Here is a 21617-nt window from a genome sequence, read left to right as displayed (position 1 = left end):
TTTTTATTTTCGGTAGAGAAAATAATGAGTTGCGGTCTCTACATATAATAGTTTTGCCTGGTCTTCGGTCAAGTGTTTGGTTTGGAAAAGCGCATTTGTTTTAAATGCCGTAATCAAAGGTTCTTTGCTGTCGCTCGGCTTGTAAGGTGCATTCGTGGCAATCTTAAAATATGCATACAGTTTTAAAAGCACATCAGCCGGGAATGGGTCATTGTGAGTGTTCACTAATGCGACAGATTTGGTAAACTCTATGTCAATTTCTTCGCTCGTCATTTTGATGCCATAACGGTGATACCACCTTTTACTTTTTGGTTGAGTGTAACGTCAAGTTTAGTGCCTAAAGGCAAAAATACATCCACACGGGAGCCAAATTTTATAAATCCGCTGTCACTCGCTTGGGATATATTTGTACCTTCTTTTGCATAGTTTACAATTCTTTTTGCGAGGGCTCCGGCAATTTGACGGTGCAATACATTTCCGAAGTACTTATTTTTTACGACTACAGTGGTGCGTTCATTTTCTTCGGAAGATTTAGGGTGCCAGGCTACGAGAAATTTACCTGGATGGTATTTGCTCAAAATGACTTCTCCGCCCACGGGATATCTTGTTACGTGCACGTTTAAAGGCGACATAAATATCGAAACTTGCAAACGTTTTTCATTAAAGAATTCTTTTTCAAAAACTTCTTCTATTACCACCACTTTTCCGTCCACGGGAGATAAAACTTGTTCGTCGTTAATGATAAAATTCCTTTTAGGATTTCTAAAGAATTGCAAAATCAAAACTAGAAACACGACCGCGAGAATGAGAAGTCCACCTCTTAGATATTGATTTGTAATGAAATAATCTGTCGCCAGACTCACACCTACTACAAGAAAGAGTGTAATTAAAATAATTTTGTGACCTTCTTTATGAAACATAATGTACAATTTCTAAAAATGCATAAATAAATGGACTGGCATATATAATACTATCCAGTCTATCGTATAATCCTCCGTGCCCGGGCATCAACATGCCACTGTCTTTTACGCCTGCTTGTCGTTTAAATTTTGATTGTATTAAATCTCCAATAGTACCAAAGACAGATGCAATTAACGCGAGCACAAACCAGATAGGTAATTTAAAGATGCCCATCGTTTTAAAGATAATAAAACCAGCTAATAACGCGCCAGCCATTCCGCCCAAAAATCCTTCGACGGTTTTCTTAGGTGAAATACGTTCCAGCAATTTATGCTTACCGAAATTTTTACCTATCACATAAGCAAAGGTGTCGTTCGACCAAATTAAAATGAAAACACCAACTATAATTTTAGGCATAAAAACACCTTCGTAAAATGGAATGAGCGTTAGGAATACAAAGCCACTAATAATATAGAAAATGGTGGTAATGTACTTTTTCTTTTCAAACATGGGGATTTTGCTCGTCCAGAGTACATCCTTCAATAAAAAAAGACAAACGAATGAAGATAAAATTAAATAGAGGTGGACCGCATTTTCGTCAAACACATTATAGCTTAAAAAGTACATTGCTGCAGCTAGAAGTGCAAAGGCTAGATAACTTGTGAGATGAACAAGGCGTAAAAATTCGCGAAGAACGAGAATTGCAAAAACAAAAAAGAGAGCCATAAACCATTCTCGCGAGGTATACATAGAAAATAAGACTATCAATATGTATAAGGCGCCAGAAATGGAGCGCACAATAACTTCTTTCATCTGTGGTTTTAGTCGGTTCTTACTTCAGATGGAAATGCTATTTGCTTTTTGAATGGTTTGGAAATAGCGTGACTTGTTACTTTTTTATAAGTCCTCCAACAAGAGCAAATATAAGTTTTTTGTACTACTTCCGTAGGTCATAAAATCCTTTTCTTTATTCGTTTCAAAGTCTTGAATTGTAGTGATATTTGTTGGTATAAACTTGCCCCCAGCATTTTTAATTTGACGAAGACCTTCACTAATATTCTCAACAAATTGGCTTGTTGTTGCGTATATAATTATATTAGTGGGTAGCTCGTCTAATTTTTTCTCTTTCATTTGGTTAGAGGACAGAAGAATCGAACCATTATTTGCGACTAGAGATTCGCATGTAGATAGAAAAAAAGCAGCGCTGGTTTTTTTAATGAAATTTAAATTATAGCCATCAAATTTTGAAGTCAAAAGTGGATTAATACAAAAGGTGTCTTTTTCATACCAATCGTTTTCAGCTAAAATGTTATCAAAGGCTTCGGAAATTTCAGCATCATTTTCACAATAAAGAAATTTACCTCCATTCTTTTTGAAATTATAGGTGAATTTTTCATCGATGGGTAATTTGTCCTCAGGGTAATATTTTCCATGCTCCCCTTTTTCCAAAGCTCTTGCTTTGTCTTCAGAGTGCTTTTTAGGATTTAAAAGTCTTTTAAACAGACTCATTTGTCAAATTTGAGGAGTTATACATCGATTAATCTCAAAGATAGAAAAATAATGACAGAGAAAAAGGCTATCTATGTAAACTTTGCTTGTGTCTTATTTACTGTATTGTTTCAATATTAGTCAGCTCAAGATTAAGTGGTTTTTATATCTTCAACTTCATCTTCCAATTCTTCTTTGTGAAATGGTCTTTTGCCAAAAATAGTTTGAAGATTGTCTTTAAAAATAACTTCCTTGTCCAGTAAAACTTTGGCGAGTTCGGTCAATTTATCTTTGTGTTCTTCTAAAAGTTCAATAGCACGCTGATATTGAGTTTCAATTAAATTAGAAATTTCTTTGTCAATCAACTCAGCAGTTTTCTCACTATATGGTTTGCTGAAATTATACTCATTTTGACCACTAGAATCGTAATATGTCAAATTACCAACTTTTTCATTGAGTCCATAAATGGTAACCATAGCACGAGCTTGTTTGGTCACTTTTTCTAAATCACTCAATGCGCCTGTCGAAATTTTATTGAATATTACCTTTTCAGCAGCTCTTCCGCCAAGCGTTGCGCACATTTCGTCGAGCATTTGTTCTGGACGAACAATAAGGCGTTCTTCGGGTAAATACCAAGCAGCACCTAAGGATTGTCCTCTAGGGACGATAGTCACTTTCACTAGGGGAGCGGCATGTTCTAACATCCAACTTACAGTCGCGTGGCCAGCTTCGTGATAAGCAATGGCTTCTTTTTCTCCGGGAGTGATTATTTTGTTTTTCTTTTCTAATCCACCTACAATTCTATCAACTGCGTCCAAGAAATCTTGTTTACCAACTGCTTTTTTCTCTTTACGGGCAGCGATTAATGCAGCTTCATTACAAACATTGGCAATGTCAGCTCCAGAAAAACCAGGAGTCTGTTTTGAAAGGAAACTTGTATCTAGTCCTTCTTCCTTTTTTAAGGGACGTAAGTGAACTTCAAAAATTTCTTTACGTTCTCTTACATCTGGTAAATCAACATAAATCTGTCTGTCAAAACGACCAGCACGCATTAATGCTTTGTCAAGAACATCTGCACGGTTGGTAGCTGCTATAACAATTACATTTGTTCCCGTACCAAAACCGTCCATTTCTGTTAAGAGTTGGTTTAATGTGTTTTCACGTTCATCATTTGAACCGGAGAAATTACTTTTACCACGGGCACGCCCAATAGCATCAATTTCATCTATAAAAATAATGGCTGGAGACTTTTCTTTTGCTTGCTTGAATAAATCACGTACTCTGGATGCACCAACACCAACAAACATTTCAACAAAGTCTGAACCTGAAAGAGAATAAAAAGGAACTTTTGCTTCTCCTGCTACGGCACGAGCAAGCAACGTTTTACCAGTTCCTGGAGGTCCAACAAGCAAGGCGCCTTTAGGTATTTTACCACCTAAAGAAGTATATTTTTCTGGGTTTTTGAGGAAATCAACAATTTCTTGTACCTCTTCTTTTGCACCTTCAAGACCAGCAACATCTTTAAAAGATGTTTTTACATCAATCTTCTCGTCAAATAATTTAGCTTTTGACTTTCCAATATTGAAGATTTGTCCTCCGGCACCACCGCCACCGCCACCAGACATACGACGCATAATGAAAATCCAAATGGCAATGATGACGATAAATGGAAGAAAACCAATAATTACCTCACCCCAAATATTTGACTCTGTTTGCCAAACCATTGTAGTATCAAGATTGTTTTGCTCTTTGATTTGTTGAAAATTATTTTCAAAATTTTGAAGATCACCAAATTCAAACTGGTACGTAGGGTCTCCGGCTTTCGCCATAAAACCTTTGTTTTTGTTTTTTACGTGCTTCTCTTCAGTTAGCGCTTCTGGTGTAAGATACACTTGCGCTACTTTTTTGTTTACAATTTCAACCTTTTCAACATCACCATCTTTTAGGTATGTTTCAAATTCGGCTTGGGTAGTCTTTTTGGGTTGTGTCCAGTTGCTACCTCCTGAAAGTTGTATGGCAATAAAAATTAAAAATATGCTTCCATAGATCCAGTAAGGACTGAATTTAGGCTTCTTCATATCTGGTTTTTTACCTTTGTTTTCTTTTGGACTTTTTTTATCTTCAGCCATGTGGGCGTATAGGTTTTAGTGTGTAGTTTGAATTTTAACTGATTTTGCATCGCCCCAAAGGCCCTCAATATCATAAAATTCTCTAATGTGTTTTTGAAAAACATGTACAACGACGTGTACATAATCCATGAGTATCCACTCGCTATTTTCGCTACCTTCAATATGCCAAGCTTTTTCTTTGATTGCCTTGCTCACCGTTTTTTGAATAGAGCCTACAATTGCGTTTACTTGTGTGTTTGAAGTACCGTTGCAAATAATAAAATAGTCTGTAACTGTGTTTTCAATCTCTCTAAGGTCAAGAATTTCAATGTCTTGTCCTTTCACTTCTTCAATGCCTCTTATAATATTTGTGATGAGCGCATCTGTATCTTTTTCTTTCTTTGACATTCACTTTTTTTATTTCTACAAAGTTATTACTTTTTTGTTTGTTTACTTACTTTGCAGTCACTATATAAACTAATAAATTTAAGTGAAGTTAATCAAACTTAATGCCATCCCATCCACAAATACCTATGTCAAGGAGTTGCGGTCGTCAACTAATTTGAGCGACGAAACGGTTGTCGTCACTCTAAATCAAACAAAGGGAAGAGGACAGCATACAAACTCTTGGCAATCTCAACCCACTAATAGTTTGACATTCAGTATATATAAGCAGTTTGAAAATGTTGACTTGAAATACCAATTTTACATTTCAATGGCGGTTTCTTTAGGTGTTTATTCTGTGCTGAAATCTTTGGGAATACCAAAAATTAAAATAAAATGGCCAAACGACATTATGGCAGAAGGAAAAAAATGCTGTGGAATTCTTATAGAGACAAGTATCAAAAAAGAGAATATTAAAGATGTGATTATTGGAGTTGGGCTCAACGTAAATGAAGTTCAATTTGAAAATCTACCCAATGCAACATCGCTTTTTTTAGCAAGTGGACAAAATTTTGACAGAGATAGCGTTTTGAGTATGCTCACTTCGGAAATTTTAAAACAACTACAACTACTACAATCGTATAAATTTGATGAACTGCATCAGCAATATCACGCACATTTATACAAGTTGGGTAAAGTTTCGGTATTTGAAAATATGGATGGGCTAAAATTTAACGGTATCATCAAAGGTGTAACGAAAAACGGTTTGTTAATCGTGGAAACCGAGAATGAATCTTTGTTACATTTCGGCTTAAAAGAAATAAAATTACTTCATTAAATAGTTGTAAGATTTGTTGTAAGGGTGTCAATAAATTTTGTGATAGGCCCTTTGACCATCATCGCCATCATTGCGTTAAATTCACCTTTAAAAATGAGCTCAGCATTTGAAGTTTTGTCGTCAATGGCATCAATATGCCCCTCGAGCGTAAACGGAATTTTATCACTAATGGCGCCCAATGTAATTTTGTTTGGAGATTCAACTTCCTTGACTTCAAGTGCGATTTCTGGCATTCCTTTTAGGGCAAAAATAAAAGCATCTTCTCTTATTACTTCAAATTTACTTATGTTTTCTGGCATTAAGTTTTCAAAGTTTTTAACATCGCTCAAGTAGGCACAAAGGTCTGCTGCGCTTTTATTTACTATTACTTTCTTGCTATTCAGTTCCATGAAATAATTCTATTTTTTACGATTTTATTGCATCCAAGTACTTGGGTTTTCACGCCATTGTCCCAGAAGTTCAGCTTCTTTTGAAGCTATGTATTTAGTTTTTTCAGCATTTATCAATAAATGCTCATAGTTGCTCAATGTATTGAGTTCAACGTTTGCTTTTTCAAAATTTTCTTTGGCAATATCAAAGCCGTACGAGAAAATAGCAAACATACCTTTAATGTTCAAGTTTACTTCTTCCAGTGCTTCTACAGCAAGAAGGCTGCTTTTACCAGTGCTAATTAAATCTTCGACAATTACAACGGTTTGATTTTCGCTAACAAGCCCTTCAATTTTATTTTGTCTCCCGTGTTTTTTAGCTTCAGGACGAACGTAACAAAAAGGAACATTCAAATAGTCGGCAACAAGTATTCCAATACCTATTGCACCGGTAGCTACACCAGCAATAATGTCAGGCTTGCCATATTTTTCTTCAATTTGTTTTGCAAGTTGTTCTCTTAAATAATTGCGTATTCCTGGAAATGAAAGAGTTATCCTATTATCGCAATAAATAGGTGATTTCCATCCAGAAGCCCATGTAAAAGGTTCTTGTGGTTGTAATTTTATTGCATTAATTTGCAAAAGTAATTCGGCAGTTTTCTGCGCTGTCTCTTTGTTTAAAATCATAGTACAAATGTATAAAGTTTTCGTCAACGACATACCAATTATTTTATCTACTGAAAAAAAGATTGGAAAGCAATACACTACCATCCCGTTAAAGATGGTAAAGTTTAAAAAATTGATTACCGAAATCAACGAAGGGAACCTACTATATGTTAACCTCTATCATAAAAATGAGGAAAAGTTAGAGCGTTTTCTGCGGAAAAAATTACCAGTTGTTGAGGCTGGTGGTGCTATGGTTTTTAATCAAAAAAAAGAAATCCTTTTTATACGCCGAAATGGTAAATGGGACCTCCCTAAAGGTAAAATTGAAAAAGGCGAAAGTCACCAAGAAGGCGCTGTACGAGAAACCATGGAGGAAACAGGCGTGCAGGATTTGGTAGTGAGAAAGTTTATCACAAAAACGTATCATATTTTTAAGCGGAACGATAAGTTTAAATTAAAAATAACATATTGGTACGAAATGTTCAGCGATTACACAGGTGATTTAGTGCCAGAAACAAACGAGGGCATTAAAAAAGCAAAGTGGAAAAACTTTGAAAAATCCCAAAAAGCCCTCACGGAATCTTACGAAAATATTAAATTACTTTTCCCCAAAGAGTACTTAACGACGCACCCTAACGATAGGAAATCTTAAATGTGCTTTCTCATAATTTGGTGAATGTTTGTGCAACCAATCTAATTGCGCATACCAGTTATTTGCAAAGTTTGAATCTGCTTTTTTAATTGAATCGAATTTGGCTTTAAGCGAAGAGTTTTCCTGTAGTAACGTTTCGGCTTTATCTTCCCAAACGTAGGGAGAAAAACCTTCTTTTTGCTGTAAAATAGTATCGAAAAAATTCCAATTGAAAAATGAATCTATCGCGCTGGGCTCTAATGTTTCCAATAAATAACGAATACCTTCTTGGTTTGTTGAAATGATGAAATCTCCTTTGGAGACAGTGATTTTTTCGGTTGTGGTAGAAGTTTCGGTGTTGTAATGTGGATAGTGGCCTTCATAAGGATTTTTGTATGTTTCAAAATCTTTGATGTGATATATTTCTGCAGTAAGTGTTGTATCATTTTTTACTTCGGAAATTTTAATTCTGTTTAATTTCAGCAATTCTAAAACATTCCAGTATCCTTTAGGCACTATATAGTGTGACGGAATTGTCACTTCTTTTGACGGTTTGAAATTGTTATAATAATCTACTTTTTTAGTAAATGGTTTGCTACGGTCAAATTTGAGACGTTCTTTCCCTGTGATGTTGCTAGCAATCATGCTGCCTTCGTATCCTTTAAAATCCAGCGTTGTGATATTTGTGCTGTCAATTGCCCATTGAATAGGGTAGTTGTCATTTTCTTTGAATTGAGTTTTTGCGTTTTGATGCAATTTTTTAATGTTGGTAGCGTCTGCGTCTGCTATTTCAATAAAGCTTTTCATGAGTTCATAAGTGCCTTCTACTCTTTGTTTATATGGTTTTAGCATGTGCGTTTCTACCATCATTCCAAGCGTATTGTAGAGTGTAGTGTAGCCTGTGGAATATCTCGGCGAATCCATGAATTGAGAGAAACCAGTCTCAGGGGTTTTGTTGAAGACGTTTACATAAGGTGTGATGTCCCATTCTTTTTGAGCAAGTGAATCCTCTAACAACGGCATAAATTTTTGATTTAAATAATTACCCATTTCGCCACCCAGCTTGTCATGTTGTGTAAAAAGATGTGTTAAAGTGTATTGGTAATCCGCACCGTTGCTCACATGATTGTCGATGAATAATTCGGGTTCGAGACTTCTAAAAAGTTTTGTGAAGGCTCTCGCGTTCTTTGTGTCTGCTTTTATAAAATCCCTGTTGAGGTCATAATTGCGGGCGTTTCCTCTAAAGCCGTAGTTAAGTGGGCCATTTTGATTAGTTCTGGAGGTGCTATTTCTATTTAACGCCCCACCTATATTATATACAGGTATAACCGCGATAATTGTGTTTTTCGGACTTGTTATTTTTCCATTTGCCAAATCACGTATTAATAACATAGATGCATCTATCCCGTCGCTCTCACCCGGATGTATACCATTATTGATAAGCAAAATGTTTCTGTCGTTTTTTTTGTCAAATACTTCATTGGTGTTTTTATAAGTTCTGTCACTTGCGTCATATATAATGACATGAAGCGGTTCACCGCTATCTGTATTGTCCAATTCAATGAGTGAAATAGTTGTGTAATTCGTTGCTAGGTTTTTATGAAAATCAATTATCTCGTTATAAGTAGGCGTTTCAGTGCCATTTGATGTTTCAAAAAGTGTTTCTGTTGAAATTTGATTCTTTTTTTCCTGACTATGATTATTGGTACAACCGTAATGGATTATTGTAAAACCTAATAATAATGCTATATTTATGATGATTGATAGTGAATTTGTGTATTTAGTCGCTTTTGTCATAAATTTTATTTAGAATAAGTTGGTAATTATAATTCCTTTTTTATATTTGTTCAACAATATTAAACTTTAATTAATTTAAAAATTTCAATTATGAAAAAAATTACATTTTTAGCAGTAGCATTAGGCTTCGCTATTTCTTCAGTAGCACAAGTGGAGATTGCAAACAGACCAAACGATAATACTACTGGGCTAATCACTTCAAACGGTAGTAACGACGCTGGTGTTTTCTGTGCAGATTTATTAACTCTTGACAGTGAAACAACTCTAGGAACTTTTGAATTTATTGGATTTTCTAGTAGTGGATTACCTTTAGGTGCAACTATAGACGGTGTTGCATTTTTCATTTACGCTGATGATGGTGGTGTTCCTGCATCTAACCCATCTTTTCCAGGTGAAGGTCTTGTAGATTTACCTTTGATTGCAAATGGTGACCCTGGATTTGAATTAACTGTTGATGACGGTGCAAACACTAACATTAAAATTAATGTAACTGCTGCTGTAGGAAGTCAAGTAGTATTGCCAGCTGGTGATTACTGGATGTCTGTTGCAACTGTAGGTGCTGGAGACTCTGCTGGAGACATTCGTTGGAACTGGCAAGGTAGCTTAGATGTTATCGATGTAGAGCCTTATTTAATTGACACTGATGACCTATTTGGTGCTGGAGCAACTGATTGGACGAACATCTCTGGTCTTATTGCTGAATCTTTCCCATCTTTCAACGTAATGGCTTTTGATGAAGTTCTTAGCAATGGTAGTAATTTGGTTGAAAACGTTAACATTTTCCCTAACCCAGCAACTGATGTATTGAATGTATCTGTACCTTCAAACGTAACTATAGAAAGTGCTACACTAGTTGACATTTTAGGTAAGAATACTGGCGCTACAATTAGCAATGGTCAAGTTGATATTTCTGCTTTGGCTTCAGGTGTATATATCTTAAACGTGAACACTAACTTAGGTTCATTGACTCACAAAGTGATTAAGAAATAAGTTTACCCTTATCAAATAATTAAGCCTCAGCATTTTGCTGAGGCTTTTTTTGTATATAAAGTTTGTAAACATTTATTCATAAAATTATTTTCACTTACATGTTTTCTTTGGTTTTTCAATCTCGATTAACTCGCACACAATATTTGTTTAAAGACCCAATGATAATACTGTAAGTGTCATTTCGACTAAAGGGGAAAATGATACGGGAGTATTTTATATTTATTATTTACAAGTTGACACTACTGCTATATTTGGTTCTTTTGAATTTAAGGATTTTCAAGTAGACATTCGACATTAGAGCCAATTATAGATGGTATTTCATTTTGCATTCATGAAGATATTAACGGGGTTACTTCGTCTAATCGGTTATTTATTGGAGAGGGAATTATTGATTTATCGTTGATTCCAAAAAAATCAAAGTGGTTTTTATTTTACTCAAAACGATGACGTGGTAAATTATTTCGTAATAGATTTCACTTCCGCCGTTGGTTGTTAAGTAAGATTTCCTTCAGGCGAATTATTAGGTGTCCGTCGCTGTAGTTTGTCCTGATGGTTCTAATGATGATTTAAGATGGAATTGGTAAGGTAGTTTGCAAACTATTCTAGTAGACCGTTTTTGATAGATACTGATAGCTTATATAACTTGGGGTTGCGGAATTGGACGGTTGTTGCTTGTTGATTGCTGAGCCCTTTATAGAATTAATAAAGGGGGAAAATGGATATCTTAAAACGACCCATTTAAACGAAGTTGAATTTATAATTTTTCTAAATCCTATAAATAATTAGCTAAACCTAGAAAATAATTCTGAAATTCTATAAAAACTGTCAAAGTAATTGATATAGTTGGTAATTATGTGGGGTTGCCATTCGTCAATAATAATATTGATATGTTTCAATTGAAAACCGTTATATACCTTGATTATTTATACAGTAAATAGAACTCTTATCAAAAAATATTAAAAAACAGACTATTTTGAATATAAAGTAAACGAAACAGGGTGGTTACATATATATTAAAGTAACCACCCTGTTTCGTTCTATGATTATTAAATTATCCGTTCATAGAAATCAAAAACTCTTCATTGGTTCTTGTTGTTCTAAAACGCTCGTTGATGAATTCCATAGCTTCTACAGGGTTCATATCTGCTAGGTATTTACGCATTACCCACATTCTCTGGATAGTGTTTTCATCAAGCAATAAATCGTCTCTACGTGTGCTGGAAGAAGTAAGGTCAATGGCTGGGAATATTCTACGATTGGATATTTTTCTATCTAGTTGTAGTTCCATGTTACCAGTTCCTTTAAATTCTTCAAAGATAACTTCGTCCATTTTAGAACCTGTCTCGGTTAATGCTGTTGCGATAATGCTTAATGATCCTCCATTTTCAATATTACGAGCAGCACCAAAGAAACGTTTTGGTTTGTTTAATGCATTTGCATCCACACCACCCGATAAAATTTTACCGCTGGCAGGTTGTACTGTATTATAAGCACGCGCTAAACGTGTAATAGAATCTAATAAAATAACAACATCATGCCCACACTCTACCAATCTTTTTGCTTTGTCAATTACAAGGTTTGCTATGCGGACATGCTCAGAAGGTTCTTTGTCGAACGTTGAAGCAATCACTTCACCTTGCACATTTCGCTGCATATCAGTAACCTCTTCAGGTCGCTCATCGATTAGAAGAATCATTTGATACACTTCTGGGTGATTTGCCGCAATACCATTAGCAATATCTTTTAGTAGCATCGTTTTACCAGTTTTTGGCTGAGCTACAATCATACCACGCTGCCCTTTTCCTATAGGAGCAAATAAATCAATAATACGTGTAGAGATGGTACTTTGCTTATCTGAAATATTAAACTTTTCCTGCGGAAATAAAGGCGTCAAATGTTCAAAAGAAACACGGTCTCTAACAACGTTAGGGTTTTGACCATTGATTCTATTTACTTTTATTAATGGGAAATATTTCTCACCTTCTTTAGGTGGGCGAACTTCTCCAAGAACAGTATCACCACTTTTTAAACCAAAAAGTCTAATTTGTGATTGAGACACGTATATGTCATCGGGAGATGAAAGATAGTTATAGTCGCTAGAACGCAAAAAGCCGTAACCATCTTGCATAATATCAAGTACTCCTTCACTTTCTATGATGCCGTCAAATTCATAATCGGGTTCTTTATATCTGTTTCTGGTGTCTTTGTTACCGTTATTTCGGTGATCTTTCTTTTGTTTATTATTGTCGCGCTGTTGCGGCTTATTGTCATTGTTGCTTTTCTTGTTGCGATTGTCATTCGCTCTATTACGGCTATCGTTACTTTTTGTATCGTTAGCTTGTTTTTTTGAATCTGGACGTGCGTCGTCTTTTTTCTCAAGCTTAGCTTCGTTTTTGTCTTCTTTTTTATCGTTACTTGGCCTATTTTGTTGACGAGGCTGAGGTTTTTTGTCGTCGGTAGGTTTTGTTTCACGTGGCTTTCGAGGAGTTCTTTGTTGTTTTGGTCGTGGTGTAGGTTTGTTATCAGAAGTTTCTTTCGCTTCTTCTTTTTTGACCTCCTTTTTCTCCGGAACAGGAGCAACATCTTTCACAACAGCCTTTACAGCTGATGGATTTGCGGCCTGATAATCTAATATTTGATATACTAAGTCAAGTTTTTTTAATGACTTGTATTTTGGTACTTTAAGCACTTGTGCAAGTTCCTGTAGCTCAGGTAACTTTTTTGCTTTTAATTCTGAAATTTCTAACATGTAAAAAATGTAGTTTATTAATACTGTCTAAGTTTGTGAGTATTTTGAGCGAGAATGCCCAAGAAAAAATTTAGTTGAAGATAAGTAACCGAGATTGAAACGATTACATTAATTACTGCAATAATACAATAATAAATTATATTCTACGGTTATATTTTTTAAAAAGAAACCTTATTTTTGCTTCACATTTGTGCAAACAACGCTATGTTACAAAGAATACAAACAATTTATTTAATTATAGTTGCCCTCATCATGGGAGCACTCTATGTTTGGTTTCCTGTACTTATTGATGAACAGGGTAATGTGTTGATAGGAAATAAAGAACCATTGATTTTTATCCTTATTTTCTTGTCGATAGCACTTGTGATTATATCTATTTTATTATTCAAAAAGCGCCAAATGCAATTTGTATTAAATCGCTTAAACATCATATTAAACTTTGTATTACTGGGAGTTTTTGTTTACAATTTACTAGCACTATCTGGAGAGGCATTAGTGGTCTCTGAGAAGGGTATTGGGGTGTTACTTCCCATCATTTCTATCGTTTTTTTAGTGATGGCTAACAAAGCTATCAAACGGGATGAGGACCTTGTAAAATCTGTAGATCGTTTACGATAAACACAACTTAGTATTATTAGTGCAAGCCCTTACAGAATGCCATCTGTAAGGGTTTTTTGTTTATAGGGCTAACGTTTTAGTTCTATAACTTCAAGATTTTTAATTTGCGCTCCGTCGATTTCAAAACGAAGCATCGTTCTCACTTTATGAAATCCGTGTTTGCCAATGGCTCCCGGATTCATGTGTAATAATCCGTTCTTTTTATCATTCATCACTTTGAGAATGTGCGAATGTCCACAAATAAAAAGTCGGGGAGGGTTTGTATATATTTCAGCCCTTATACGCTGATTGTATTTGCCCGGATAGCCGCCAATATGCGTTATCCAAACATCAACTTCCTCGCAGTGGAACCTCAAATCTAAAGGGAAAGTAGCCCTCGCTTTTGCATCATCAATATTACCATACACTGCTTTTAAAGGTTTCAAATTTGTGATTGCATCAGTCACTTTAAGATCGCCAATATCTCCTGCGTGCCACACTTCGTCAGCTTGCTTGACATATTTTAAAATAGTGTCGTCAATATAACTATGGGTGTCACTGAGTAGCAGGATTTTTTTCACTTCGGAAATTTTAGACAACAAAAATAAAGGTTTGTAATCACTATTCGAGGAACTTAAAATTCTTTTAAATTGATACCTTTACTAAAATTTTCCCCTTGCGATATTTTCTCGAAATAGCTTATAATGGTTCTGCTTATTCAGGTTGGCAAATGCAACCCAATGCGTTAAGCGTGCAAGAAGTTCTCGAAGATAAAATGAGCGTTTTATTGCAAACGAAAATTAAAGTTCACGCAGCGGGAAGAACAGATGCTGGTGTGCATGCCAAGCAATTGTTTGTTCATCTTGATTATGATCTTTCATTTGAAGAGAATTTTATTTTTAAAATAAATACCTTTTTACCACGGGATATTTCAGTAACTGCAATACATAAGGTGGTTGAAGATGCGCATGCTAGATTTCATGCAACGGCACGAGAATATGAGTATCTCATTTCAGAAAAAAAGAATGTTTTTTTGGAAGGATTGGTTTACCAATTATACAAATCACCAGATATTTTAAAGATGAATGAAGCCGCGAACATCTTATTACAGTATCAGGATTTTCAATGTTTTTCAAGGTCGAATACAGATGTAAAAACCTATTTTTGTAAAATCGAAAAAGCACATTGGGAAATTGAAGGCGATATTCTTAAGTTTACCATTAGGGCTGACCGGTTTTTGCGAAATATGGTAAGAGCCATTGTGGGAACGCTGCTGGATGTTGGTTTCGGTAAAACTAATGTTGAGGATTTACAGGAAATTATTGCTTCAAAAGATAGAAGAAGAGCGGGAACATCAGCTCCCGCCAATGGTTTATACTTGACAAAGATTGAGTATCCCGAAGCTGTTTTTTTAAAGGAGTAATATTTCCGACAAAAAAATAAATAAAATTTCCGCTGCTGCGGAAAAAATGAAACTCTCCGCCTGCGTGGAGAATGTATATGGCAAAAGAAACTGGTAAGGCGTTCGATTTTAAGTTGTTTAAACGTTTATTGGCGTTCACAAATGCGTATCGTTTGATATTCTATTTTGTGGCGTTCGCGGCAGTGGCCATGTCCGTGCTTGCCATTTTACGACCTTATCTTTTAAAAAGAACCGTGGATGATGCCTTTGTGCCTCAAGACAGTAATTTATTGGTATTGCTGGTCTCTTTGATGATTGGAGTGTTATTGCTGGAGGTCGTTTTTCAATTTGCTTTTATCTATTATGCAAACTGGCTTGGACAACATGTTATCAAAGATTTACGTGTAAAACTTTTCAAATTAATGACGAGTTTTAAGATGCAATATTATGATAAAAGTGCGGTGGGTAGATTGACAACACGTGCCGTAAATGATATTGAAACTATCTCGAGTATTTTTAGCGAAGGGCTCTTTATGATAATTGCCGATTTGCTAAAAATGGCAGTTATTGCTGGTTTTATGCTTTATCAAAGTTGGCGTTTGTCTTTAATTACTTTTGCAGTAATGCCGATAATTATTTATGCTACTCGTGTATTTCAACGTGCGATGAAAGTGGCTTTTGAAGAGGTGCGTAATCAAGTGGCAAACCTCAATAGTTTTGTGCAGGAACGATTGACGGGAATGAAAATCGTTCAAATTTTTGCACGTGAGGAAACCGAGTACAGGCAGTTTGTAGAAATTAATGAAAAGCACAAAAAAGCATGGGTAAAAACGGTGTGGTACAACTCTATCTTTTTTCCTATTGCTGAAATGTCATCCTCCGTAGCCATAGGTTTAATTGTATGGTTTGGTGGTCTCAATGCTGCAGAAGGTGGCCTTATTACATTAGGTTTAATTGTCGCATTTATTGAATTGGCACAGATGCTATTTAGACCCTTGCGCCAAATTGCAGATAAATTCAATTCGCTACAAATGGGAATGGTTGCCGCAAATAGAGTGTTTGCTATTTTAGATACGAAATCGCATATCGCTAATGAAGGCACAAAGGAACTTGAAGTAACGCAAGGAATAATTGAATTTCAAAATGTTCGATTTGGGTATGTTGAGGGAGAGGAAGTGATTAAAGATATTTCGTTTAAAGTAAATAGTGGCGAAACGATTGCAATCGTAGGAGCGACAGGAGCTGGAAAATCTACAATTATTAATTTATTGAATAGGTTTTACGAAATAAACAGTGGCGCAATTTCAATTGATGGAACTTCTATTGATGAATATACACTGGTTTCACTTCGGAAGGAAATTGCGGTGGTTTTACAAGATGTATTTTTATTTGCAGATACTATTTTGAACAACATAACATTAAACAATCCAGAAATTTCAGAAGCTGAAGTAAGAGCTGCTGCCGATGAAATTGGTGTTTCAAAATTCATCGATTCATTGCCTGGCAAATTTCAGTACAATGTAAAAGAAAGAGGCGCTATGTTGTCTTCTGGACAGAGACAATTGATTGCTTTTTTAAGAGCGTATGTGAGTAAACCGGGTATTTTGATTCTGGATGAAGCAACATCTTCGGTGGATAGTTATTCCGAAGAGATGATACAAACTGCTACAGAGAAAATAACGCAGGGGAGAACTTCAATTGTGATTGCGCACAGACTTGCCACTATTAAAAAAGCGGACAAAATTCTAGTAATGGACGCTGGAAAAATTGTAGAAAGTGGTACGCACCAAGAATTACTTAAAAGAGAAAATGGCTATTATCGTAATCTTTACGAAGTCCAATTTATGACTGAGGAGGCGATATAAGCAGTTGCTTTTCTTTGCTTCGCTTGCTCGATGGCTTGTTCAATGAATTTGTCTAAAGCACCTGTTGAATATAATATCACGATAATCACTATTGTAATTGTAAACAGAATTGCTAAAAATAATATGGTTTTCAATATAGTTTGTAGCGCACTGAGATTATAGAGTTGCTGTAATACATAAACATAGTAGCCTAAAAGCAGAAAGGAACCAAAAAATGATGCTATCTGATACAAATGAACGTTCCAAAACGTTAAAAAATAAAGCGAAACCAAAATTATTGATGTTGTAGAATAAGCATATAAATTAATGATGAGGTGTTCTATATAATTGTATTTTTTGTTCTTTAAGAATATCAGTTTAGATAAAAGAGCCATGATTGGAACTGAAAGAAAGAAGATAAAAGTTTGGTATTCAAATATTGTTGAAAAGGTGTTTTTTGCTGCTTCTTTTTCTTCTTCGGTAGGAATTCTATCGCCAAAATTTACTGTCGCTTCCAAGAGCTCCGGAAAAAAGTTGTTAAGAACGTAATAGAAAATTCCTGATAGTGTAATCGCCAAAGTGAAATATCCAAATGGATTTAAATATTTTTTCCTTACACCATTAATGTAACCATCTATAACGGTAGCCGGTTTGAAAACTAAATCGATGAGCGTCCGTAGTGGTCTATTAGAATCAATACTGAAAAAATTTTCTCTCAATTCTGAAATAAAAAAACCAATTGTAAGCCTTCGGTCAATTACTTTTGCACCACACTCCGAACAATAATTATTGTTTTCTGAAAGTTCGCTTTCACAATTCTTACAATTCATGATTTTATTGCATTAAATCGTTATTGATAATCTGAGTGAGTTCTTCTATGGTTTCGTAAAGAACAAAATCACCGTCTTTGAGATAAGAAATTTGTCCGTTTTCTTCCGAAACAACCAAGCAAACCGCATCGCTTTTTTCTGAAACTCCCACAGCAGCTCTGTGTCTCAAACCAAAACGCAACGGAATACTCCTGTCATTTGAAACCGGCAAAATAACGCGCGTAGCTGTAATTCTATTTCCTTCAATCAACATTGCGCCATCGTGTAACGGGCTGTTTTTGTAAAAAATGCTTTCAATAATGGGTTGATTTACTTCAACATCCATTTCGTCTCCGCTCGATTTTACAAAGTCGAGGCTGTTGTTTCTTTTGATGACAATAAGTGCTCCGGTGTTTGATGATGCCATTTTTTGACATGAATCAATAATGGGCTGTATGTTCGTAACCGCAATGCTGTCTTTTGAGATGGATTTAAATTGTTTGAAAATCCGTTTTATATTGAATTGGGTTGAACCGAGCATCAATAAAAATTTACGTATCTCCTGCTGAAATACAACAATCAAAGCAAACATACCTACGCCTAAAAATCCGCCGAGAATTTTACTCAACATTTCCATTTCCAACAGTTCGGTGAGCCACCAAATGCCGTATATGATTACAATCCCGATAAAAATATTAATGGCAACCGTGCCTTTTACAAGGCGATATAGGTAGTAGAGTAAGCCGGCAACAAGAAATATGTCTATGGCATCAATGATTCTAAAGTCTGTAAATTCTATGAAATCCAATGTTGGTTGTTTTTTGCTAAGATTTAAAAATACAATTTATAATTGATGGGCACTTAGTTGTTCGTTCAGTTTTACACATTCCATCGCCTCTTTTACATCGTGCACTCGCAAGATGCTTACGCCTTTTTGAAGTGCGACCATGTTTAAAGCTGTGGTTCCATTCAGCGCATCTTTGGGTTCGGAATTTAAGGTTTTGTAAATCATAGATTTTCTTGAAACTCCAGCAAGAATGGGTAGGTTTAAAGATTTAAAAAGCTCTAAAGAATTCAATAATTCAAAACTTTGGGAAGCCTTTTTTGCAAATCCGAATCCTGGATCAATAACAATATCATTAATGTTGTGGCTGCGCGCTTCAGCAATTCTTTCTGAAAAATAATACAGAACTTCTTTCGTGATATTTTTATACTCCGTTTTGGTTTTCATCGTTTGCGGTGTTCCGCGCATGTGCATCAAGATATAGGGAACTTGGTAACGGGCTACGGTGTTATACATTTCAGAATCCAACAAACCGCCCGAAATATCATTCACCATACAAGCGCCAGCTTCAATCGCAGCCATTGCAACTTCACTCCTAAAGGTGTCTATGGAAATCAATGCTTTTGGAAATTCTGTTATAATAGCTTCAATGGCAGGAACAACTCTTTCAATTTCTTCGGAAACCGAAATGTCACTCGCATCGGGTCTCGAACTGTACCCGCCCACATCGAGAAACGTGGCGCCCTCGTCCAGCATTTTTGTGGCATGTGCGATGATGGGTCTAATGGAAGTTGTATTTCCGCCGTCGTAAAAGCTATCTGGCGTTACGTTAATTATACCCATCACGTGTGGCGTGGCCATGTCAATTAACGTACCTTTACAGTTGATTGTTTGCAATTTTTATAATTGATTTATTTCCACGAAATTTACGCAAAATCTTACACTTACTATGGCAGATACGTCTAAACAATACAACGCAATTATTGAAACGTGTAGAGCGCTCTTTATCAATAAAATGAAAGATTACGGGAGTGCGTGGCGTATTTTGAGGTTGCCTTCTTTGACAGATCAGATTTTTATCAAAGCACAGCGAATTCGTGGATTGCAACAAAATAAGGAGCAACGTGTGGACGAAGGGCAAGTAAGCGAATTTATAGGTATTATTAATTACTCGATAATGGCTTTGATTCAGTTGGAAAAAGGAATTGTAGAACAGCCAGATTTAGGGTTGGAAGAAGCAGTCCAAATGTACGACGAGCATGTTGCCGTGACCAAACAATTAATGCTCGATAAGAACCACGATTACGGCGAAGCTTGGCGAGATATGCGCGTAAGCAGCCTTACCGATTTGATTTTGCAGAAGCTATTAAGGGTGAAACAAATTGAGGATAATCAAGGAAAAACATTGGTAAGTGAAGGCATCGACGCCAATTATCAAGACATGATTAATTATGCGATTTTCGCGATGATACACCTAGAAGCCGAAGTTGAAAATAAAACCGAAGATTGAAAGTTACACTCTAGAGTGCCAACCTAGGACCCGCCTGCAGAAATTAGTCGGGCAGGAATTTTAAGGATTAAAAAGCAGTAGAAAATGAAAGTATTAATAGGATTTGCAAGAATATTTGTTGGAATATTATTCATCATCAGTGGATTGATAAAATTGAATGACCCAGTTGGGTTTTCATTTAAATTGGGTGATTACTTTGCCCCAGAAGTATTGAATCTAGAATTCCTAGTTCCTTACGCGTTGTTGATTGCCGTGGTTGTTGTGATTTTTGAAGTATTGCTCGGTGTGATGCTCATTATTGGCTACGCAAAGAAATTTACATTGTGGAGCTTATTGATTTTAATCGTTGGATTCACATTCCTCACATTTTACTCGGCTTATTTTAATAAAGTAACAGATTGTGGGTGCTTTGGTGATGCTCTAAAACTAACACCTTGGCAGTCTTTTTATAAAGATGTTGTTTTGCTCGTTTTAATATTAATTCTATTCGCTGGGCGTAAACATATTCAGCCATTCTTTGCAAAATTTACACGCACGATCATCGTGTTTGTTGCTTTTATATTATGCATGTGGTTAGGATATCACGTATTGTCTCATTTGCCGGTAGTTGATTTTAGAGCTTATAAAGTAGGCGCAAATATTAAAGAAGGAATGGAAACGCCGCCAGATGCGTTGCCACCTTTAATTCAATATAATTGGGAATATGAGGTAAACGGAAAGTCGCAAATTATTGTAAATACTACGGGACAAGACCCTCAATTAGAAGGCGGAAAAATGGTAGGCGTTACTACCGAATTTCTACGCGAACCCTACGAACCACCTGTGCATGATTTTTCCATTGAAAGAGAAGGAGAAGATTTTACCGAAGAATTTTTAGCCGAAGATAACTTAATCGCAATCATCGCGTACAATCTAGACAATACCGAAAAAGACGGATTTTTACCAATAAGAAAGATAACAAATGAAGCTATTAAAAATGGCTATAAAGTGATTGGGCTTTCAGCATCTTCACAGGAAGAGACTGAAAAATTGGTAGAATTTTACGATTTAAATTTCAAGTTCTATTTCTGCGATATGACAACCTTAAAAACAATTGTTCGTAGCAATCCGGGTATCGTTTCACTAGAAAAAGGAACCGTTGTACAAAAACTACATTTTAACGATGCAGAAGATTTAAGATTGAAACAATTGGACAATGCAACCCCAAACCTGGATTTTGACCTAAAAAAGCGATTGGATAGCATTGCGGTTTTGGACCAAAAGTACCGTATGTTGATGCAAAATGAAGGAGCAAATATGGATAGTCTTTGGAGAATGCAAAGTGTGATTGACGCTTCAAATATTCAGTTTGTTTCAACATATTTCGACACAAAAGGATATCCGGGAAAAACCGTTGTTGGTGAGCCAACAAATACTGCGGCGTGGTACGTTTTACAACATAATCCAGATAAAATTCCAGAATATTTACCTATGATTAAAAAAGCTGGAGAAGCTGAGGAAATCCCATTTAGATTGGTAGCAATGATGGAAGACCGCTATTTAATGGGAGAGGAAAAACCTCAAATTTACGGAACCCAGGGAAGTACAATGGCAGATGGCACCCACTATATTTGGCCCATTGAAAATCCCAAAACTGTAAACGAGCGTCGTTTAAAAGCAGGCTATACACAAACCATTGAAGAGTACGGAAAATTACTTTTTGGCGAAGACTTTGAGTATAAGGCGCTCACTATGGACGATATAAAAAAATAG

22 protein-coding genes are annotated in these 21617 nt (G+C 35.8%); 8 read left to right on the top strand and 14 right to left on the bottom strand.

All coding sequences use genetic code 11. The annotated features are described in order from the left end of the window. Positions 1-3: 3 nt before the first annotated feature. The 6 genes from ACSHW7_RS10365 to rsfS form a co-directional block, all read right to left on the bottom strand. Complete coding sequence (locus tag ACSHW7_RS10365) at positions 4-273, bottom strand: acyl-CoA-binding protein (RefSeq protein ID WP_435679282.1); 270 nt, start codon at positions 271-273, stop codon at positions 4-6. Further along, positions 270-920, bottom strand: coding sequence for a phosphatidylserine decarboxylase family protein (locus ACSHW7_RS10360; protein ID WP_435679281.1), 651 nt, complete (start codon positions 918-920; stop codon positions 270-272). Before ACSHW7_RS10360 ends, ACSHW7_RS10365 begins: the two co-directional genes overlap by 4 nt. Then, positions 910-1713: a phosphatidate cytidylyltransferase gene (locus tag ACSHW7_RS10355; protein ID WP_435679280.1), complete on the bottom strand. Its 804-nt coding sequence runs from the start codon at positions 1711-1713 to the stop codon at positions 910-912. The genes ACSHW7_RS10360 and ACSHW7_RS10355 overlap by 11 nt, the downstream gene beginning before the upstream one ends. 84 nt (positions 1714-1797) lie before the next feature. After that, on the bottom strand, positions 1798-2409 hold the full coding sequence (locus ACSHW7_RS10350; RefSeq protein WP_435679279.1) for an LUD domain-containing protein: 612 nt from the start codon (positions 2407-2409) through the stop codon (positions 1798-1800). Between the two features lie 131 nt (positions 2410-2540). Further along, positions 2541-4517, bottom strand: coding sequence for an ATP-dependent zinc metalloprotease FtsH (gene ftsH / locus ACSHW7_RS10345; RefSeq protein ID WP_435679278.1), 1977 nt, complete (start codon positions 4515-4517; stop codon positions 2541-2543). Between the two features lie 15 nt (positions 4518-4532). After that, positions 4533-4904, bottom strand: coding sequence for a ribosome silencing factor (rsfS, locus tag ACSHW7_RS10340; RefSeq protein ID WP_435679277.1), 372 nt, complete (start codon positions 4902-4904; stop codon positions 4533-4535). A gap of 82 nt (positions 4905-4986) precedes the next feature. Between rsfS and ACSHW7_RS10335 the strand changes: the two genes are divergently transcribed. Then, the gene (locus ACSHW7_RS10335) at positions 4987-5718 is read left to right on the top strand and encodes a biotin--[acetyl-CoA-carboxylase] ligase (RefSeq protein WP_435679276.1); all 732 of its coding nucleotides are present in this window, start codon (positions 4987-4989) and stop codon (positions 5716-5718) included. Here the strand turns inward: ACSHW7_RS10335 and ACSHW7_RS10330 are convergent. Continuing rightward, positions 5715-6107: an SRPBCC family protein gene (locus tag ACSHW7_RS10330; protein WP_435679275.1), complete on the bottom strand. Its 393-nt coding sequence runs from the start codon at positions 6105-6107 to the stop codon at positions 5715-5717. The two genes, ACSHW7_RS10335 and ACSHW7_RS10330, sit on opposite strands and share 4 nt — an antisense overlap. A gap of 24 nt (positions 6108-6131) precedes the next feature. Next, positions 6132-6773 carry an orotate phosphoribosyltransferase gene (pyrE, locus tag ACSHW7_RS10325; RefSeq protein ID WP_435679274.1) on the bottom strand — a complete coding sequence of 214 codons (642 nt, stop codon included), beginning with the start codon at positions 6771-6773 and terminating at the stop codon, positions 6132-6134. A gap of 7 nt (positions 6774-6780) precedes the next feature. Here pyrE and ACSHW7_RS10320 point away from each other — a divergent pair, with 7 nt between their 5' ends. Further along, the gene (locus ACSHW7_RS10320) at positions 6781-7404 is read left to right on the top strand and encodes an NUDIX hydrolase (RefSeq protein WP_435679273.1); all 624 of its coding nucleotides are present in this window, start codon (positions 6781-6783) and stop codon (positions 7402-7404) included. Here ACSHW7_RS10320 and ACSHW7_RS10315 read toward each other — a convergent pair. Then, positions 7372-9180: a M14 family metallopeptidase gene (locus tag ACSHW7_RS10315; RefSeq protein ID WP_435679272.1), complete on the bottom strand. Its 1809-nt coding sequence runs from the start codon at positions 9178-9180 to the stop codon at positions 7372-7374. The two genes, ACSHW7_RS10320 and ACSHW7_RS10315, sit on opposite strands and share 33 nt — an antisense overlap. 90 nt (positions 9181-9270) lie before the next feature. Here ACSHW7_RS10315 and ACSHW7_RS10310 point away from each other — a divergent pair, with 90 nt between their 5' ends. After that, positions 9271-10170, top strand: coding sequence for a T9SS type A sorting domain-containing protein (locus ACSHW7_RS10310; protein WP_435679271.1), 900 nt, complete (start codon positions 9271-9273; stop codon positions 10168-10170). Positions 10171-11221: 1051 nt separating this feature from the next. On the opposite strand, the gene rho is transcribed toward ACSHW7_RS10310, so the two are convergent. Then, on the bottom strand, positions 11222-12919 hold the full coding sequence (gene rho / locus ACSHW7_RS10305) for a transcription termination factor Rho (RefSeq protein WP_435679270.1): 1698 nt from the start codon (positions 12917-12919) through the stop codon (positions 11222-11224). 204 nt (positions 12920-13123) lie between these two features. Here rho and ACSHW7_RS10300 point away from each other — a divergent pair, with 204 nt between their 5' ends. After that, positions 13124-13537, top strand: a complete 414-nt coding sequence (locus ACSHW7_RS10300; protein WP_435679523.1) for a DUF4293 domain-containing protein — start codon at positions 13124-13126, stop codon at positions 13535-13537. A gap of 68 nt (positions 13538-13605) precedes the next feature. Here ACSHW7_RS10300 and ACSHW7_RS10295 read toward each other — a convergent pair whose 3' ends face one another. Next, positions 13606-14097, bottom strand: a complete 492-nt coding sequence (locus ACSHW7_RS10295) for a metallophosphoesterase family protein (protein ID WP_435679269.1) — start codon at positions 14095-14097, stop codon at positions 13606-13608. Between the two features lie 95 nt (positions 14098-14192). Between ACSHW7_RS10295 and truA the strand changes: the two genes are divergently transcribed. After that, a complete protein-coding gene (gene truA / locus ACSHW7_RS10290; protein ID WP_435679268.1) occupies positions 14193-14939 on the top strand; it encodes a tRNA pseudouridine(38-40) synthase TruA in 747 nt (248 codons plus the stop codon). A gap of 77 nt (positions 14940-15016) precedes the next feature. After that, on the top strand, positions 15017-16783 hold the full coding sequence (locus ACSHW7_RS10285; protein ID WP_435679267.1) for an ABC transporter ATP-binding protein: 1767 nt from the start codon (positions 15017-15019) through the stop codon (positions 16781-16783). On the opposite strand, the gene ACSHW7_RS10280 is transcribed toward ACSHW7_RS10285, so the two are convergent. From ACSHW7_RS10280 to folP, 3 genes are read right to left on the bottom strand one after another with little or no spacing between them, the layout of a single operon-like run. Continuing rightward, positions 16747-17592 carry a DUF3667 domain-containing protein gene (locus tag ACSHW7_RS10280; RefSeq protein WP_435679266.1) on the bottom strand — a complete coding sequence of 282 codons (846 nt, stop codon included), beginning with the start codon at positions 17590-17592 and terminating at the stop codon, positions 16747-16749. The genes ACSHW7_RS10285 and ACSHW7_RS10280 overlap by 37 nt on opposite strands. A 4-nt stretch (positions 17593-17596) precedes the next feature. Further along, positions 17597-18379 (bottom strand): diadenylate cyclase, encoded by a 783-nt coding sequence (locus tag ACSHW7_RS10275; protein ID WP_435679265.1) that lies wholly within the window; start codon positions 18377-18379, stop codon positions 17597-17599. Positions 18380-18415: 36 nt separating this feature from the next. After that, positions 18416-19252 carry a dihydropteroate synthase gene (gene folP, locus ACSHW7_RS10270; protein ID WP_435679264.1) on the bottom strand — a complete coding sequence of 279 codons (837 nt, stop codon included), beginning with the start codon at positions 19250-19252 and terminating at the stop codon, positions 18416-18418. 52 nt (positions 19253-19304) lie between these two features. Here folP and ACSHW7_RS10265 point away from each other — a divergent pair, with 52 nt between their 5' ends. Both ACSHW7_RS10265 and ACSHW7_RS10260 read left to right on the top strand, forming a co-directional pair. Next, positions 19305-19865: a DUF1599 domain-containing protein gene (locus ACSHW7_RS10265; RefSeq protein ID WP_435679263.1), complete on the top strand. Its 561-nt coding sequence runs from the start codon at positions 19305-19307 to the stop codon at positions 19863-19865. Between the two features lie 84 nt (positions 19866-19949). Further along, on the top strand, positions 19950-21617 hold the full coding sequence (locus tag ACSHW7_RS10260; protein ID WP_435679262.1) for a BT_3928 family protein: 1668 nt from the start codon (positions 19950-19952) through the stop codon (positions 21615-21617).

Source organism: Patiriisocius sp. (genome assembly GCF_051252435.1).
In the GTDB taxonomy this organism is placed as follows: domain Bacteria; phylum Bacteroidota; class Bacteroidia; order Flavobacteriales; family Flavobacteriaceae; genus Patiriisocius.
Note: the sequence above shows the minus strand (reverse complement) of the source record. Positions and strands in the feature narration are given on the sequence as shown.